The organism is Nitrincola nitratireducens (genome assembly GCF_000585235.1).
Taxonomy (GTDB): domain Bacteria; phylum Pseudomonadota; class Gammaproteobacteria; order Pseudomonadales; family Balneatricaceae; genus Nitrincola; species Nitrincola alkalisediminis.
In genome coordinates this window covers 175325-193463 of record NZ_AONB01000002.1, presented here as the reverse complement: position 1 = coordinate 193463, position 18139 = coordinate 175325, and the positions used below count along the sequence as shown (strand labels likewise).

The following is an 18139-nucleotide window of genomic DNA, read 5'->3' as shown; positions in this document are numbered from 1 at the left end:
CAGAGCCGTTAAACTGATACTGCACTATTACTAAATTAGCTTACTTTACCATCGATAAGACGCATTAGCCCAAACGGATTGGCATCCTGTAATACCGATGGCAATAATTCTGCAGGCCAGTCTTGGTAGCAGACAGGTCTTAAGAAGCGTTGAATGGCTGCGCTGCCTACTGATGTGGTCCTGCTATCAGATGTTGATGGGAAGGGCCCCCCATGCACCATGGCGTGACAGACTTCGACTCCGGTTGGATAGCCATTACACAAGACCCGTCCTGCTTTACGTTCAAGTACTGAAAGTAACGGAACGGCTTGGTCATAATCGGCTGAATCCAGTTGCACCGTGGCCGTCAATTGTCCCTCTAATGCCTTAGCTACCGCCAAGTATTCATCCATCGTTTGACAGCGAATCAACAATGAACTCGCACCAAAGACTTCTTCAGTTAACGACTTATCCTGTAAAAATGCAACCGCTGTTGTTTCGTAAAAGCCAGCTACACACTGGTTTTCACCTTTTGAGTCTAAACCTATAGCCACTTGCTGAACCTGAGGGTGTTGTTGCAAATGCGAAATACCTTGGCTATATGCCTTGAATATACCCGGTGTCAGCATAGTCTGAGCATTTATTTGCTCTAAGGATGCAACTGTTTGATTAAGAAAGACATTGAGACCTTCACTCTCTAATCCAATCACCAGTCCCGGATTGGTGCAAAACTGCCCCGCCCCCATTGTTAAAGAGGCTACAAAACCAGTCGCCAGTGACTCAGCACGATTTTCCAATGCCGATGGCATTAAAAATACCGGATTAATACTACTCATTTCAGCGTACACAGGAATCGGCTCAGGACGAGCGGCTGCCACCTTCATCAAGGCCTCTCCGCCTTGGCGTGACCCTGTAAAACCGATGGCCTTGATTAAAGGATGTTGTACCAACCCCACTCCAATCTGTTGACCACTGCCATAAAGTAGCGAAAACACACCTTCGGGAAGATTCGCTTGTTTAACAGCAGCTTGAATGGCACGTCCTACCAATTCGGAAGTCCCGGGATGTGCTGAATGCGCTTTAACAACCACAGGACACCCTGCTGCAAACGCGGAAGCGGTATCTCCTCCCGCGACAGAAAAGGCTAACGGAAAATTACTGGCACCAAAAACACCCACTGGCCCCAAAGGAATATAGCGCATTCGTAAATCTGAACGAGGTGGTGTCCGCTCAGGCAACGCAGAATCCAAGCGAGCATCCAACCACCGACCAGCCCTGACTACGTCCGCAAACAATCGTAACTGATTTATGGTCCGTCCACGTTCCCCTTCGATGCGTGCTTGAGGAAGGCCCGTTTCGAGCATAGCGCGCTCAACCAGCTGGTCTCCTAATGCCATGATTTCATTAGCAATACCCTCCAAGAAACAGGCCCGCTGCTCTAATGTAGTTTCTCGAAAAGTATCAAAGGCAGCATCTGCTAACTCTGCTGCTTGGTTAACATGGGATAGATCTCCACCTGCATATGCAGGTTCAAGAACTTGGTTACTGGCAGGATTTATGCTTGAATCGGCGCTTGATTACCTTTAATCGACTGAGAGCCGATTAACATTTCACCCTTAATCATTGCTGACATCTCCAATTACGAAGTAAAACTGACGCGGAAATGCGACAGCCGTTATTCACGCTGAAGAAGCCTTCTCGCTAACCTACAACTGTATCAGTCAAATCGAGATGTTGACCGATACTTTTCGTACAAATGGTAAGCTCTGTACAAGTGTTGATGCATAGCTTTTCGAGCGGCTTCTGCATTACCAGATCGAATGGCTTGCAGAATCTCATGGTGTTCCTCGCGTATGCGAGCCAAATACACCTCTGCAGCAGCCGGATCTAGGTTGCTATTGACGATTTTCGCTCTTGGGATAATGTTTTTATTGAACTGCTCATAAAACTGTTTGAAGAAAGGATTTTTAGATGCTTTAGCGATTGCATAATGAAATTGATAATCTTCCTTACGCGCCATTTCACCCTTTTCCAATGCTGCATCAAATGCAAGCAATGTTTCTTCAAGCGTTTGTATGTCTTGATCATCTCGACGCAAAGCTGCTAACTCAGCTGCGCGCGTTTCGAATGTAATCCTAAGCTCTAGGATATGCAGTATATCTTCAACAGCCGTCGGGTTGATGGTGTAAGCATAATAGGTTTCTGCTGGCTGATTACGAACCACTGTCGTGCCAACGCCTCGACGTGTTTCAACCAAGCCTAATGACTTCAATTGGGTAATCGCTTCCCGGATAACCGTCCGGCTCACACCAAACATATCACACAGCGCATTTTCAGTAGGCAACTTTTCACCCAACAGTATTTTGCTTTGAGTGATCATCGCTTCCAACTGAGAAGCAACCGTTAGTGCAAGGCTTTCAGAACGTGCAACACGTTCGACCTGAAAAGAGGCTGTTGAGGAAGCTTTGATCGTCATTTTTTAATTATACTCATCCATTGTGGCGGAGTTGATTGTAACATTAACCCAAGAGGGGTTTAACGAACTAATGCAGGTTTTTTTGGATCAAACGTCCAACCTGGTATCAAATATTGCATAGCCATTGCATCATTACGTTGACCTAGAGTCAGCGTCTTATAAAGTGCATGTGCTTCTTCTAATTTATCTCGGTCCAGCTCAATGCCCAACCCAGCCTTATCAGGAACACGCAGTTTTCCCTGACGAATTTTCAGCGGTTCTTTTGTGATGCGTTGTCCATCTTGCCAAATCCAATGAGTATCGATGGCTGTAATATCTCCTGGGCAAGCTGCGGCGACATGAGTCATCATGGCAAGCGAAATGTCAAAATGGTTATTACTGTGTGAGCCCCACGTCATTCCCCATTCAGCACAGAGTTCTCCGACAGCAACAGCTCCTTGCATTGTCCAAAAATGACAATCTGCTAAGGGGATATCCACCGCATCAAGTCTGACTGTATTGCGTAACTGTTGCCAATCAGTTGCGATCATGTTTGTCGCCGTTTTCAAACCGGTGATGCGCTTGAACTCAGCCATTGTTTCGCGGCCCGACCAGGCACCTTCTTGACCACAAGGGTCTTCTGCGTAACTCAGCATGTGTTTAATAGGGGTTAAGTACTCTATCGCTTGAGCCAAGGTCCACGCACCATTCGGGTCTAAAGTTAAGCGAGCTTCTGGGAAGGCTTCATAAAGAGCAGCAATGCACTCAGCTTCTTGACGTCCATCCAACACCCCCCCTTTGAGTTTGAAGTCTTTAAACCCATAACGATCAAAGGCAGCTTTCGCTAAATTAGCTACCGTTTCAGGTGTTAACGCTTCTTGTGTGCGGAGTTTATCCCATTCATCCTTCGGCTCTGTACAGACAGGATAAGGAAGATCCGTTTTTTTAGGGTCTCCCAGTAAAAACAAATAACCTAATGCTTCAACTTCATCGCGCTGTTTACCAAACTGCCCAAGCAATTCAGCCACTGGTAACTGCATATTCTGCCCTGCCAAATCCAAAAGAGCGGACTCAATGGCCGTGACAACATGAACAGCTATGCGCAGGTCAAAGGTTTGGTTACCTCTAACATCATTACTTTCTCCAGAAATAGAGGTGCGAACAAGATTAATAATCGACTTGTAATGACCAACACTTTTTCCTTCAACCAACTCTCGGCATCGCTCTAGAGTATTGATGATACCCGTGCTCGCAGGAACCTCACCTAGTCCAATATTCCCCGCATCATCTTCAAGAATAACAACGGTTCTAATAAACCATGGCGCATGACCACCGCTCAAGTTAAGCAAAAAACCATCGTAACCGGCCACAGGGACAACCTGCATTTTTTTTATGGTTGTAAACATATTCGACCCCATCTGTTTGAGCACTCAATTTCGTGCCTAATTTCACTCAATCGTTCCAAAAGTTAATACTTATCGATTGGCTTCAATAATCGCTTTTAATGATGCCACTTCGTCGGCCGTTGGCATGGTCAATGGGGAGCGTACATTTCCTGCTGGCTGACCTACGAGTCGAACACCTTCTTTAATTAAGCTCACACCATACCCTTCCTTACGATCACGAAGACGGCAGAATGGGATAAAAAATTTCTGAATAATGCGAGTGACCGTTGCTTTTTCACCAGAGCGTAGTGCTGCATAGAAGGTATTCGCCATCTCAGGCATGAAGTTAAATACAGCAGAGGAGTAAGTATTCACACCAATAGACAAATACGCTTCAGCAAAAATTTCTGCCGTCGGTACTCCACCGATATACACCAAACGATCACCTACCGTTTTAACCGTATCATTCAGTGCAGCCATGTTTCCTACACCATCTTTTAAGGCAATTAAGTTCGGACATAAATCGGCAAGCGCTTTTACATCTTCAGCATGAAGCACACCATTGGCGCGGTTATAATAAATGACTTGAAGTGGAGTACTTTCAATAACCTCTTTAGCGTAGGCCATAACACCTTCACTAGGACATTCCGTTAAATATGGAGGCATTAACAAAATACCATCACAACCTGCATCTTCTGCTGCTTTTGCAAAGACTTTAGCATCCGCAATGCTACGTCCAGCACTCGCAATCACTGGAACTCGACCGGCAACAGTTTTAACTGCGATATCAACTATCTGCTTGTATTCATCAAGCGATAAAGAGAAAAATTCACCCGTTCCACCCGCTACAAATACAGCAGAAACCTTATGCTCAATAAATGACTCAATCCGTTGACGAAAGGTTTCTGGATTGAAATTACCTTGTGCATCAAAGTCAGTCACCGGAAAGGATAAAAGTCCATCACTCAATGAATTTCGGATTTGCTCTACTGATATCGTCATTTTTTATTCCTCTATTCGGCATGGGAGCTGCACTGCATATCACACTGACAACTCGATTATTATGATGTAATACATCATACAACATTATTTATAATATTCAATCATTATTCGGAGCAAATCTTCGCCCCGTCAGGTAACCGGTGCAGGGTTAAACAGCACTAAATCATTGTGTAAACCTAAGCGATCAGCTGCCACCTCTGTGCGCCCACTGGCAACATCAAGCACTAAGTGAAACAACTCCCAACCGAGTGACTCGATTGTCGCCTCACCTGTAGCAATTCGTCCGGCATCAACATCAATCAAGTCAAACCAGCGTGTCGCTAATTTGCTGTTGGTCGCAACCTTGATCACAGGCACTTCTGCTAAACCATAAGGCGTGCCACGCCCTGTAGTAAATATCTGCACATTCATTCCCGAAGCAAACTGCAGTGTGCCACACACAAAATCACTTGCAGGCGTTGCTGCAAAATTGAGCCCTTTACGGCGAAGCTTTTCTCCTGGACCGAGCACATCAACTATTTGACTGCTGCCCGATTTGACGACTGACCCGAGCGCTTTTTCGACAACATTGCTTAACCCACCCTTTTTATTACCTGGCGACGGATTAGCACTGCGATCGGCCAGCCCTCGATTAAGGTAATCATCGTACCATTGCATTTGATCCAACAAAGCTTGGCCCACCTCTTGATTAATCACTCGCGGGCTTAGTAAATGGATAGCATCCCTAACCTCTGTTACTTCAGAGAACATGACACTTCCTCCCGCGCGCACGATCAGATCCGATGCAAAGCCTACGGCTGGATTAGCTGTGACTCCAGAGAAAGCATCACTGCCGCCGCATTGAACACCAAGCACCAACTCAGAGACTGGACAGGTTTCTCGACGACGAGTATTCAAACGTTCTAGATGGTATTTTGCCATTTCCATAATTTCACTGATCATAGCTTCAAAACCCACTAGACTCTCATCCTGTAACGATAATGTCGGTCTAGCAGAGGGAGGCACATGAGCTGCGGCATCCAAGATTTGCAATACTTGTGTAGGTGAGTCGGAGAGTACTCGCTCAGGCAGTAGTTTTTCACACCCTAAGCCAATCACCATAACTTCACCACCGAAATTGGGGTTTTTCGCCATGTTTTGGAGCGTTCTAATCGGGATTACAGCATCTGGAGCATTGATCGCGACACCACACCCATAGGCATGATTCAATGCAACGACGTCATCAACATAGGGATAAAGCGGCAATAGATCTTTTTTGACCTTCTCAACAATTAAGTTGGTCATACCTGCGACACACTGAACACTGGTACTGATCGCTAAAATATTACGAGTGCCCACCGAACCATCAGGATTACGGTAGCCCTCAAAAGTATAACCCTCCAAAGGCCCTTGCACTGGTGCAGGACGAGTAGCAATTGGCAAGGACTTTAAGTCAGGTGGTGTAGGCAGTCGCACCATACTTTCTTGTATCCAGGCTCCTTCAGGAATATCCTTAAGTGCATAACCAATAACTTCACCATAGCGAATAATTTCTTGTCCTAGGACCAGTCCACAAAGTGCGACCTTATGACCTTGTGGCACTGCCTCTGCTGCAGATAACACATCATTGATCGATTCACCTTTTGCTAACCCCTCGGGATTGACCACTATTGCAACATTATCTACATCTGTAATTTGAATGATTTTACGATTCATGCGGCCTCCTGAATTAGGCACTAATCAATTTGTTTTTCTTAGAAACATAGATAGAAAATGCGATAGACAAACCAATCAGCACCCACAAAAACATGGCAATATAACTATTAGTGAAGAAAACTAAGAAGTTCCCATGAGACTCTAAGCTTTTGACAAAATACACTTCAGCAGAAGTACCGAGAATAAAGCCGATGACAAGTGGAGCTATTTCCAATCCTATACGCGTAGCAATATAACCAAAGACTCCAAAAATTAATAATGTCCAAACATCAAACATAATACCGTAATTAATAGCGTAAGCTCCAACCACACACATCATCATAATCAATGGAAATAAAACATACTTTGGTACTAGCACCACTTTAACAATGTATTTAATTGCAAAAAACATCAATAAAAACATCACGGCATTAGCAAACAATAAAGCAACCATCATTGAATACCAAGTGTCTAGGTTTTCACCTATAAACAAAGGACCAACTTGCAACCCCTGTAAAGTGAAAGCACCTATCAATACCGCTGTAGTCGCATCCCCCGGAATACCGAGTGATAACAAAGGAATGAGAGCCCCGCCAGTTAAACCATTATTCGCAGATTCAGAGGCTATTAACCCCTCAGGTGAACCTTTTCCCATTTCGGACGGTTGCTTAGAAACATTTTTTTGCTGGGTGTAGGACAGGATTGACGCAGCACTGCCACCAATTCCCGGCAACATTCCTACAAACGTACCAATGGAAGACGATCTGAATAAATTAATGCTTTGGCCCTTAAAAACACTCAAACGGAAAGGACTGGTTTTCGTCAACTTAATATCGTTCTGAACAGCCTCTTCTGAATGTTTTGCAGCTGCAGCAATGATCGCAGAAACACCAAACAGACCTATCAATACCGGCAAAAGAGAAAAACCCATATCGAGATAGGGTTCCATAAAATCAAACATCAAGCGATACTCTCCGTTACCACCTGATGAAATATCATAGGTACCAACCAAACTCAGCAATACACCCAACAGACCACTAAATATGCCTAACAACATGTTTTTACATAAAGAGGCTATGACTGTAAGCGCAAAGAAAATAATCAGGAACTTTTCAACATACGAAAACTTAATCGCCACATCGGCTAAAACCGGCGCAAAAAAGAAAAGTACTAAGGTACTGAACACACCTCCAAACAGTGAAGAAATAATGCATATTTTTAATGCACGCTCACTCTCCCCCTTCTGGGCCATTGGGTAGCCATCAAAGGTGGTTGTCAAGGACGACGGAGTTCCTGGAATATTAAGCATGACAGCTGGAACCAAACCACCAGAGATTCCACCCACGTACAATCCAAGTAAAAGCGCTAAACCTTCATGAAGCCCGAAGTAGTAAGTCAAAGGCAAGCACACCGCCACAGCCATAGTAGCTGTCATACCGGGTATCGCGCCAAAAATGATTCCAATTAACGTCCCAGCAGCCGCTAAAAAGAAATACAAAGGTGATAAGTGTGACAAAAAATCCATGATTTTCTCCTAAAGACTCAAGGCAACGCGATACCAAACAAGCGACCAAGCACATACCAAACCAACAAGGGAGCAATGACTGCACAGGTCAGTATCGTTATCCAAACACGTCGACACAGTTCTTTAGCAAAAAGCAAAGACAAAACAATTAAGAAAGGAACTGAGCAAAACAGAAAACCAAAGCCTTCGTTAGGATAGACACTCCCTACATACTCCATCGAAACGAAATAAAAGGATGTGATGACTAAACATAGAAAAAAGCGTACCCGGTCATCGCCCTTATCAAATAGAACCGAAATAAAGCCTTCTTGGATTATAAAATGCTTAATCGCAGCTAAGTTTTTAAATAAAATAACCAGCAGCATGATTGCCATCAGGGTCAAAATTATTTTTGGAAAAAACACATGCGACGTAGCAAAGTCGACATTGACTTCAAATAAAGAGTGACTGCTCATAAACTCACCGGATTAAATTATATTTATAAACCGCAATGATGGAGATAAGTGCGACATAAGACAATGCCCACTCACGCCTTTAGACGAGAGTGGGTAAAATAATGTTTTACTCTTTAATCGCTTCGATTATTGCTCTGTAAGCATCTTTCTTAGCGCTTAAATATTCCTGAGCCTCAGATGCCGGACGAAAGTTAGGAATGAAGAAAGCTTTCTTCATTTCTTCCTGCACCTTACCTTCTGCAAAAATATCCGTTAGCACCTGATCATAGTAAGCAAGAACTTTTGGATCGGTATCTTTGTTGTATAGAAAGAAAAACTCTTTATCAAACGTAAAATTGTTGTCTGCCGTCATAGGTACAACATTGATGGGTTCGACAAACTGTAACAATTCATCACGGCTCGTTCCACCAAAGCCTGCGGGGTCAGCTTGTGATAGAGTCTCATTCTTAGCGGTTAGCCACAAAAAGCGCATGGCACGCTGATCATCTTCAGGTAAACGAGTGTATTGCTCATTGGCTTGAATACTGCCATGAATAATATCAGCTTGGCGATCAAACAATTGTTGATTTTTATCGGCTTGCGAACCCGTATTAACAGCAACAACATTACCCTCTTGACCAGGATATAAAAGCTTTACTGCATTTTTAAGTGCCGTATAACCTATCTCAGACACACCACCTGGTTGAATCGCTACACGAATACGCTCACCTTGGCCAGCAGCATCAATAAGTTCTTGGATATTGTTGTATGGTGAGTTTTTTGGGACAACAAATGCATCACCCGGATTAATGGTAATAGTCTGGCCAATTGTATATTTCTCAAAAATATCCTCATAGCCTCGAATACCGTATAGGTTGCCAAGGTATGACTGATCATGGAAAAACATAATGGTTGAGCCATTCGACACTCGATCAAGGAATCGAAAGGCTTGCGAGGCACCCACCGCATCAACACGCACATTTGTTTTCATCCGCTCAGACATTGCATTGGCAATTAATGAGGCCGCTTGGTAGGTATCCCCGCCCGTAGAATCAGAGCCAATCACTACACGAATATTGCCCCGAATTGGATTATCGGCAACGGCAAAGGAGGGAAGGGTTGCAGCAACCGCGCAGGCGGCTAGAGTCAAACTGGATAGGAGTTTTTTCATGGCATTTTCCTGTAATTATAGTTAGCTAAGTCTTGCACATGTTGTATGAAGTAGTATGAATTCCACAAAGCATACCCTAGATACACTTGGGATTCAGCACATCTCATAACTAGTAATATATAATACATCATACAACTTGTCTATCAACTAGACGAAAGTTTCACTATCATCTGAGCAGGTGGTTTTTTATACAGAAACAGGGGTCAGTAAATTTTTGCCTGCAAAATGAGCAGCAAGATTATCAACCACTAATTGGGCCATCGCCCCACGAGTTTCAAGAGTTCCACTGGCCACATGAGGCTGAAGAACTACATTTTCCAATGCAAAGAAGGCTTCGGGCACAAAGGGTTCATTTTCAAAAACATCAAGTCCAGCACCTGCAATAATGTTATTTTCCAATGCGTGAAGAAGAGCGATCTCATCCACAATACTTCCCCTAGCAATATTAATTAAATAACCTGCAGCACCTAAGGCATCCAAGACGTCTGAATTAACAATATGGTGCGTTTCCGGAGTCGCTGGCAAAGTAAGTAATAGGACATCCGACTTTGAGGCCAGCTCAATCAAATTACTATACCATGGATAAGCAACCTCCAACTGAGGCGATCGGCCATAATACTGAACCTCCATTCCAAACGCCTCAGCGCGCAAAGCAACGGCTTTACCTATACGCCCAAAACCAGCAATTCCAAGTCGTTTTCCTCTAACTGAAGTATTGAGAGGCATCATTCCCTCATTTTGCCAATGCCCTCCCCTTATCCAACGCTCCCCCGGAATTAAACGTCTAAGTGTTGCCAGCAACAACATCATACCCATATCGGCAACGTCATCATTTAATACATTCGGTGTATGCGTGACAGGAATACCTCGCTGATGGCATGCTTCGACGCATAAACTGTCAATCCCAACACCGGATGAACATACAATTTCAAGATTTGGTAATTGATCTAGTAACTCACGGGTAAAACCTCCACCATGAGAGGTCACTACAGCACGAATTCTTTCACCTACTTCTTTAATGAGAGCTTGAGGATTCTTAGCCAAATCCAATCGATGCAAAGTATAGGTTTGCTCTAGAATTTGCATTTGCACTGGACGGTTAGGCCAAACGACCAAGACGTCTGGCTTTTTTGATTCTAATTTAGTCATAACGCATGAAACCCTTTGATTTTCGTCATATATAAACTTGCCATTCATTACTCGAACATACTGTAACTCAATCCCACGAAAATCGTTAACAAGAAACTTCTTATTAGGCTAGATGGCATTTACTAAAAAATCGTCAAAAATGTTAACCTTATCCCCATCTTACTTCCGCGCATGATGAACCATGCCAATCCATAACAAACGATATCAGGAGACCCGTGTGTCAGACATTTTTGAGTTGGAAGCGCGTGACCCAGAGATTTATCGCAAAGAAACCCGAAAAAACACCCTGATCTTAATGGCGATTTTTATTGTTCTGGCAATGAGTCTGGCCACCTTGAGTGTGTCATTTTTCGGTCATCCTGATGGCAATAACTTTAAATGGAATGCGGCGGGGGTATTCACTGGTTTCATACTGACAACCATTATTTTTAAGCAGATTCTATTGAAGCAACCCTGGATGAGTTCATCGCTCTATGGCTGGAAACTTAAACGCTGCCTGATGAGCATCACAAATTGTATGCATCAGGTCGAAGCCAGTGTTGAACAAAACGATATCACCGCCATCAAGCTGCTGCGCTTCTATCATTTAGGCCTAATGCAAATGCACCAATTAGAGGGCAATGACGGCGGTGTTAGCGAGTTGCAGAAGCCTATCCAAAAGCTCTTGCTCAAAATTGAGGCACTAGAACTGGACCCACAACAGACACGCTTTGATTCAGCCTGGATAGACTCAATAAAGCAATCCGCTAAACAAAAATCTGTTTAACTTGATAGAAGGGTACGGCGTTTCCGCCTCACCCTTCTCACAGAAGTGTCTGGATGAGCCTTGAGTAGGCTTCAAACGCATTTCTACTGAAACCTTGCACAGCCTTGGGATAGTTTTACCGCTAGACGATTCAAGCTTTCACTGGCACCTTCTGAGAGATTTGCGGTGCGGCTAATTTGTTCAATATCCTGATTGAGTAAATGCATGGACCGGCCTAAGTGATCCGTGACACCGGTTTGCTCTTGTGTAGCCAGTGCAATATTGTGATTTAAAGAGACAATTTCTGTCACCGCTGAACTGATATCACTGAACAGCTCATCCGCTTTGCGAGCGTCATCCACACTGTGAACGGCTTGCTGACAAGCGATATTCATGACTTCGGTTGCTTTTAATGACTGTGCTTGCAACTTCTCAATGATTTGGTTGATCGACTCCGTTGCTCGCTGCGTGTTTAATGATAGAGTTCTTACTTCATCGGCAACAACCGAAAACCCTCTTCCAGCTTCACCCGCGCGAGCGGCTTCTATTGCAGCATTTAGCGCCAACAGGTTGGTTTGTTCCGAGATGTTCTTTATCACTGTCAGAACGTCTGCAATTTCTTTGGAGCCTTCGTTCAGCAGTTTGATAACCAATTGTGTCTGTTGTAGATGCTGTTCTAACTCAATCACCTTACTCATGCTGGACTTCGAAATACGATTGCCTTGTCCGCTGATCTCTTGCGCGTTGACAGCGACATCCACTGCACGACGGGTATTGGTATTCACCTGTTCTATCGCACCGGCCATTTGCTCAATGGCTGATGCTAAGGCACTGGCTTGCTGACTTTGACTGTCAACACCCTCTGCCACTTGATTGCTCACCTGCTGAGCCGCATTGGCTTGTTTTTCCAGAGCCTGCGTATCCTGAACAATTTCTTGTATCAGTTCACGAAAATGCTTGAGCATCTTATTCAAAGCATTCGCCGCCGCAGCGACTTCATCCCGACCCTTTTCATCCGCTTGCAAAGACAAATCCGATTGGGTTTCGATATTGACCAACACATCTCGTAGCCGTCGGATCGGGTCTGCAATCGATTGTTGAATGATCACACCAATGCCTCCCAAGATTAAGCTGACCAAAAGAGCCCCTAAAATATACCCCCATACCAATTGGTCTGTTAGCGTTTCAGCTTCCACTCGAACATCGCCAGCGGCTTGTATTTGCGCTTGAATATATAGATCAACGCGTTCGTTAAATAAGCCTATATTGCGTGCTTTTTCAGCATTTACGGTCGACTCGTTCAGAATGCGTATCGTTAGAGCATCACTGCCTGCATATTCAATCCACTCTTGATACTGCCGAACAGACTTTTCAAACAAATCATCCAGTTCAGCAACCAACGAATCGGGCTCACTGTCACCCTCATCAGGTCGAATCTGCTGGAATTTATGCCAATGTGACTGCGCATTTTCCATTAACTCAGTCACTGTTGTTTTCGCCTGTTCAGCCCCCATCCATCCAGTTCGATATTGATTTAAATAACTCAACCCTTCATTCATTAAAATACTTTGCACTCGAAGCACATCCGACAATACGGCCAAGTGATCATTGTAAAGTCGATGAAATAATTGATCTTTTTGAACAGATACCCAATAGTTAATACTCAAAAGTCCCAACAGAATCATGATGGGGAAGACAACTAGGATGGATAATTTCTTAGCTATACTGAGGCTGGACAACATACTCAATCTCTCTTAATAAACAGGCCTCTTTATACCCAAGTGGTATGACAGAATTGTTTCAACGAGAGAGGGATTGAATCTGAGATGGATGACTTAATAAAAAATTCAAACAAAAAAGCCCCGTCAGCGTAAACTGACGGGGCTTTTTAAAAGCAGGTTAACAACTTAGTTTTTAGCAGCCGCTGCTTTCTTTTCTTTCTCTTTCGCAACAACTGCTTCAGCAACGTTAGCTGGGCAAGGCGCGTAATGAGAGAATTCCATGGAGAACTGACCACGACCTGACGTCATGGTACGCAAAGAGCTGATATAACCAAACATTTCAGACAGCGGTACATCTGCTTTAATACGAACACCTGTCACACCGGCTTCCTGGCCTTGAATCATGCCGCGACGACGGTTTAAGTCACCGATAACATCACCCACGTGATCTTCAGGGGTGAATACGTCAACTTTCATGATTGGCTCAAGCAGTTGTGGACCGGCTTTTGGCATGGTCTGACGGAAAGCACCTTTCGCTGCAATCTCAAACGCAATCGCAGAGGAGTCAACCGCGTGGTAGGCACCGTCGAATACTTCAATCTCAACGTCCAATACAGGGAAGCCAGCCAAAGGACCTGTTGCCATCATGCCAGCAAAGCTCTTTTCAAGTGCTGGGATGTACTCTTTAGGTACGTTACCACCCACAACAGTTGATGAGAACTTGAAGCCAGAGTTTTGCTCGCCTGGACGAATGCGGTAATCGATCTTACCGTACTGACCTGAACCACCGGATTGCTTCTTGTGGGTATAGCTGTCTTCAACGGCGCGCGTGATGGTTTCACGGTATGCAACCTGTGGTTGACCCACAACCAGTTCTACACCGTAAGTACGCTTCAGGATGTCAACTTTAATATCCAAGTGCAACTCACCCATACCTTTCAGGATGGTTTCGCCTGAGTCTTCGTCAGTCTCAACGCGGAAGGTTGGATCTTCAGCAACCATCTTGCCGATCGCAACGCCCATTTTCTCCATAGAGCCTTTGTCTTTAGGCGCAACAGAGATAGAGATTACGGGCTCCGGGAACACCATTGGCTCAAGAGTACATGGCTTCTTAACGTCACAGAGTGTGTGACCCGTTTGGGTGTTGTTCTTCAGACCTACCAGTGCAAGGATATCGCCTGCCTGAGCAGAGGTTAGATCGATACGGTCATTTGCGTACATCTCAACCATACGACCAACACGCTCTGTTTTACCGGTGAAAGAGTTCAGGATGGTGTCACCCTTGTTCAGAACACCTGAGTAAATACGGATAAAGGTCAGAGCACCGAAACGGTCATCCATGATTTTGAATGCCAGCGCACGGAACGGCTCGTCCGCAGAAACAATAGCGTATTCGCCAGTTTCGTTACCTTCCTCATCAGTCAGTGGCTGTGGGTCAACTTCTGTTGGTGAAGGCAGGTAATCAACAACTGCATCCAGTACCAACTGCATGCCTTTGTTCTTGAATGCAGAACCGCAGAAAGTCGGGAAGAATGCCATGTCACGGCAGCCTTTACGGATGCAGCGCTTGAGGTCTTCAATAGAAGGCTCTTCACCTTCCATGTAGGCCATCAGCAGATCGTCATCCTGCTCCAGCGCAGTTTCGATCAGTTGGGTGCGGTACATTTCAGCATCGTCAGCCATGTCTGCAGGGATATCGGTAACGGTGTAGTTTTCTGGCTGGCCTGATTCGTCCCAGATGTAGGCTTTCTGGGTCAGCAGGTCGACAACACCGGTAAAAGTATCTTCACGACCGATTGGCAGCACCATGATCAGCGGGTTTGCACCCAGTACTTTTTTAACCTGCTCTGTTACACGGAAAAAGTCTGCACCGATACGGTCGAGCTTGTTCACGAAAATCAGACGTGCAACGCGTGCATCGTTGGCATAACGCCAGTTGGTTTCGGACTGAGGCTCTACCCCGCCGGAACCACAGAATACACCGATACCACCATCCAGTACTTTCAGTGAACGGTAAACTTCTACGGTGAAGTCAACGTGCCCCGGGGTGTCAATAACGTTCAGACGGTGACCTTTCCAGAAACAAGTAACGGCGGCTGACTGGATGGTAATGCCGCGCTCGGCTTCCTGTTCCATAAAGTCAGTAGTGGTAGAGCCGTCATGAGTATCACCGGCTTTATGGATTTTACCGGTCAGTTTCAGGATACGTTCAGTTGTAGTAGTCTTGCCAGCATCTACGTGGGCGAAGATACCAATGTTTCTGTATAAGGATAAGTCTGCTGACATAGTCATCTCATAAGCTAGGGTTTTAATATAGTGCGACAGAATTATTCAAATACATAACGCACCAGAAGAAGTAAAAGGCCTGTATTATATATTCAAGTGGCCGTAAATCAAAATTTCAGACTCACGAATGCATCCTTGAACAGTCTGTTCAAAGAACGAATCCTACTTGAAGCCAATTTCTGCTAAGTATACAGCAAAATGGGGCCTTGCCATGCATTCTCTTTCTGTAAATCGAATTGTTTTCCGCCCCAAATCCCTCCACTCAACTTCGGCTACCCGATCCTCTGCAGCAAAGGCTTGTTGATCATCGAACGGAACCCGAAGTACTAAATTTCTAGGTATAGTAAACACCTTGTGCAAGGCCTACAACGTGATCGAGTGACCGCACAATTAGCTCATAGGATCATCATCCACCGCATCCCCACTCGGATAGCTGTTTTCGCCCCCCGTTCCAGTAGACCTAGCCACTCAAAAAAGCAGCCGACCCGATGGGCGATGGTGTATAGTTCCTGACTGGTTGGTGCTTTGACACAGAGAAACAGGGCTATTTCATTGAGCCACTCAACGTATACGCCATTGAGGAACAGTATGTGAAAGAGGATGTTGAGGTTCAGTGCACTGCCGAAGCGCTTAAGTTGGTAACAACTAGTGTTCTCGTCCCAGATAGTCATCCTAGCCTCCGTGTGGAGCATGATCCGCGCATTTCAACGCTGTATTTTTATGCAGTCTATCGCTCAATTGCGGGATCTTGAAGCCTCAGCTGTGATGCCAGCCAGCGCCAGTCACTGCCTGCGAGTATCAGTTATTCCCTCCCGATTATTGCCGGCGGTTTACGGTCATCCATTCACCCGTCCTAGAGAATTTCTCTACATTCAAAATTTTAGTTGTTGGTTTTTTAATCCTGATTCTCCGACTTCGCGTTGAAGTAACGAAATCACAACGACAAAAAAACGTCACGTAACCGCCATTTCCGACAACAACCTGCACCTAAATGAACACTAGGCACAGGCTGAAAATTTACGGATGACAAAAAACACCTCTAGTTATCGTAAAACTCTGCACCCGAGCAAGAGCTAACCCTACTTGCTAAGCGGTGCTTGGAACTCTGAAACCAACTCACCTTTTGCTTCCCAGCCACGCTTTTCATATTCAGTAGCTCGTGGTGAGAAGATGCCTAAGTAGGCATAGATGAGCCCAAGTACTACAGATATCCAGCATGCGAATGACAGCGGAATATAAAGCAGATTTTCCAAGTTACCCTCTGCAATTCCTAACCCCAGCACGCTTATTACAAACGCTCCGCCTGCATTCCAAGGCACCAGCGGAGAGACAAGCGTGCCTCCTTCTTCAATTGCACGCGACAAGTTCAGTGGTGAGTACCCCATTTTTCGATAAACAGGTGCATACATGCGTCCCGGCAATGCAATCGATAAGTAAGGATCACCTGCGACCAAGTTCGTTGCCATGGATGTTGAGACGGCAGCGGTTTGAATACCCGCAAAGCTTCTGACTTTAGCAATAATGACATTAATGATTGCTTCCAAGCAGCGAGTTTTTTCTAGAGCTCCTCCAAACCCTAGTGCGATTAAGACGAGTGATATCGTCCACATCATCGACTGAATACCACCTCGATTGAGCAAGCTGTCAATTTCGCTAATACCAGTTGCAACAGTGTAGCCACTATTGCTATAGGTAAAAACATCATGGAGACCATTACCCTGAACAAACATCGCGGCAACTCCCCCTAAGAGAATACCAGCGAACAACGATGGAATAGGAGGCATACGTTTCGCAGCTAAAATAATCACAACCAGTGCGGGTAATAACAGCCAAGGTGAAATCACAAAGTGCTCTTGTAGAGCACTTGTAATGGCATCAATTCTGGTGGATGAAACATCACCAGAACCCATTAAATACATGCCTGCGACTAGGTAGATAACAAATGCAATTAACATGGCAGGAATCGTGGTCGGCATCAAATTTCTGATGTGTGAGAAAACGTCGGTTCCCGTAACGGCAGGCGCTAAATTGGTTGTATCCGATAACGGCGATATCTTATCCCCAAAGAAAGCACCCGATACAACAGCACCTGCTGTCCAATACATTGGGATATCAAAGCCAGCACCAATCCCCATTAAAGCCAGACCCACCGTACCCACGGTTCCCCAAGACGTACCTAAAGCTAACGAAACGATAGAGCAGAGCACCATCGCAGCGGCTAAAAATATCTCAGGTGAAAATAGCCTTAATCCATAGTAGATCAAGGTAGGAACGGTGCCGCTCGCGATCCAAACACCAATGGTCATCCCCACACAAATAAGTATCGAAACTGACGGAAGCGAAACATGAATGACATGAAAGACACCCTCTTCAATCTGTTTCCAGTTTAAACCCAGATAGATTCCCAATAAGGATGTGATGGCTAACCCAATTGCCAAAGGAATGTGCGGCGTAAAGTCGCCAAAGTAAAAAAGCTGAATTCCAAGAACAAATAGCGTTAACACAATGGGTATCATCGCTAAAGCAAGGTTTGGTAGCCGACAGCATTCAGGTGAGTTGCTTTTCTTCATATTTTTAATCTCCATTTGAGGTAGATTCTTCGATCTACCCCAA

General features: G+C 44.9%; 12 protein-coding genes and 2 pseudogenes. 1 reads left to right on the top strand and 13 read right to left on the bottom strand.

What is annotated here, in order from left to right:
* Window positions 1-35: 35 nt before the first annotated feature.
* The 9 genes and pseudogenes from D791_RS03365 to D791_RS03325 form a co-directional block, all read right to left on the bottom strand.
* Window positions 36-1612, bottom strand: a pseudogene (locus tag D791_RS03365) (aldehyde dehydrogenase (NADP(+))).
* 84 nt (window positions 1613-1696) lie between these two features.
* Window positions 1697-2455: a FadR/GntR family transcriptional regulator gene (locus D791_RS03360; protein ID WP_036507775.1), complete on the bottom strand. Its 759-nt coding sequence runs from the start codon at window positions 2453-2455 to the stop codon at window positions 1697-1699.
* Window positions 2456-2514: 59 nt separating this feature from the next.
* The gene (locus D791_RS03355; RefSeq protein ID WP_036507773.1) at window positions 2515-3840 is read right to left on the bottom strand and encodes an enolase C-terminal domain-like protein; all 1326 of its coding nucleotides are present in this window, start codon (window positions 3838-3840) and stop codon (window positions 2515-2517) included.
* Between the two features lie 69 nt (window positions 3841-3909).
* Window positions 3910-4821 carry a 5-dehydro-4-deoxyglucarate dehydratase gene (kdgD, locus tag D791_RS03350; RefSeq protein WP_036507771.1) on the bottom strand — a complete coding sequence of 304 codons (912 nt, stop codon included), beginning with the start codon at window positions 4819-4821 and terminating at the stop codon, window positions 3910-3912.
* A gap of 129 nt (window positions 4822-4950) precedes the next feature.
* The gene (gene garD, locus D791_RS03345) at window positions 4951-6516 is read right to left on the bottom strand and encodes a galactarate dehydratase (protein ID WP_036507768.1); all 1566 of its coding nucleotides are present in this window, start codon (window positions 6514-6516) and stop codon (window positions 4951-4953) included.
* Between the two features lie 13 nt (window positions 6517-6529).
* The gene (locus D791_RS03340; protein WP_036507765.1) at window positions 6530-8020 is read right to left on the bottom strand and encodes a tripartite tricarboxylate transporter permease; all 1491 of its coding nucleotides are present in this window, start codon (window positions 8018-8020) and stop codon (window positions 6530-6532) included.
* 17 nt (window positions 8021-8037) lie between these two features.
* On the bottom strand, window positions 8038-8475 hold the full coding sequence (locus D791_RS03335; RefSeq protein WP_036507762.1) for a tripartite tricarboxylate transporter TctB family protein: 438 nt from the start codon (window positions 8473-8475) through the stop codon (window positions 8038-8040).
* 106 nt (window positions 8476-8581) lie between these two features.
* Window positions 8582-9625 (bottom strand): type 2 periplasmic-binding domain-containing protein, encoded by a 1044-nt coding sequence (locus D791_RS03330; RefSeq protein ID WP_036507759.1) that lies wholly within the window; start codon window positions 9623-9625, stop codon window positions 8582-8584.
* Window positions 9626-9811: 186 nt separating this feature from the next.
* Window positions 9812-10774, bottom strand: a complete 963-nt coding sequence (locus D791_RS03325; RefSeq protein WP_036507756.1) for a 2-hydroxyacid dehydrogenase — start codon at window positions 10772-10774, stop codon at window positions 9812-9814.
* 217 nt (window positions 10775-10991) lie between these two features.
* On the opposite strand from D791_RS03325, the gene D791_RS03320 reads away from it, so the two are divergent.
* Window positions 10992-11540, top strand: a complete 549-nt coding sequence (locus D791_RS03320) for a DUF3087 family protein (RefSeq protein WP_051514094.1) — start codon at window positions 10992-10994, stop codon at window positions 11538-11540.
* Between the two features lie 83 nt (window positions 11541-11623).
* Here D791_RS03320 and D791_RS03315 read toward each other — a convergent pair whose 3' ends face one another.
* The 4 genes and pseudogenes from D791_RS03315 to nhaC all read right to left on the bottom strand — a co-directional run bounded on the left by D791_RS03315 (window position 11624) and on the right by nhaC (window position 18096).
* Window positions 11624-13261, bottom strand: a complete 1638-nt coding sequence (locus tag D791_RS03315; RefSeq protein ID WP_036507753.1) for a methyl-accepting chemotaxis protein — start codon at window positions 13259-13261, stop codon at window positions 11624-11626.
* Window positions 13262-13426: 165 nt separating this feature from the next.
* Window positions 13427-15526, bottom strand: a complete 2100-nt coding sequence (fusA, locus tag D791_RS03310; RefSeq protein WP_036507750.1) for an elongation factor G — start codon at window positions 15524-15526, stop codon at window positions 13427-13429.
* Window positions 15527-15919: 393 nt separating this feature from the next.
* Window positions 15920-16161: pseudogene (locus D791_RS03305) on the bottom strand (transposase); the annotation flags it as partial.
* Window positions 16162-16605: 444 nt separating this feature from the next.
* Complete coding sequence (gene nhaC, locus D791_RS03300; RefSeq protein WP_036507748.1) at window positions 16606-18096, bottom strand: Na+/H+ antiporter NhaC; 1491 nt, start codon at window positions 18094-18096, stop codon at window positions 16606-16608.
* Between the last annotated feature and the right edge of the window lie 43 nt (window positions 18097-18139).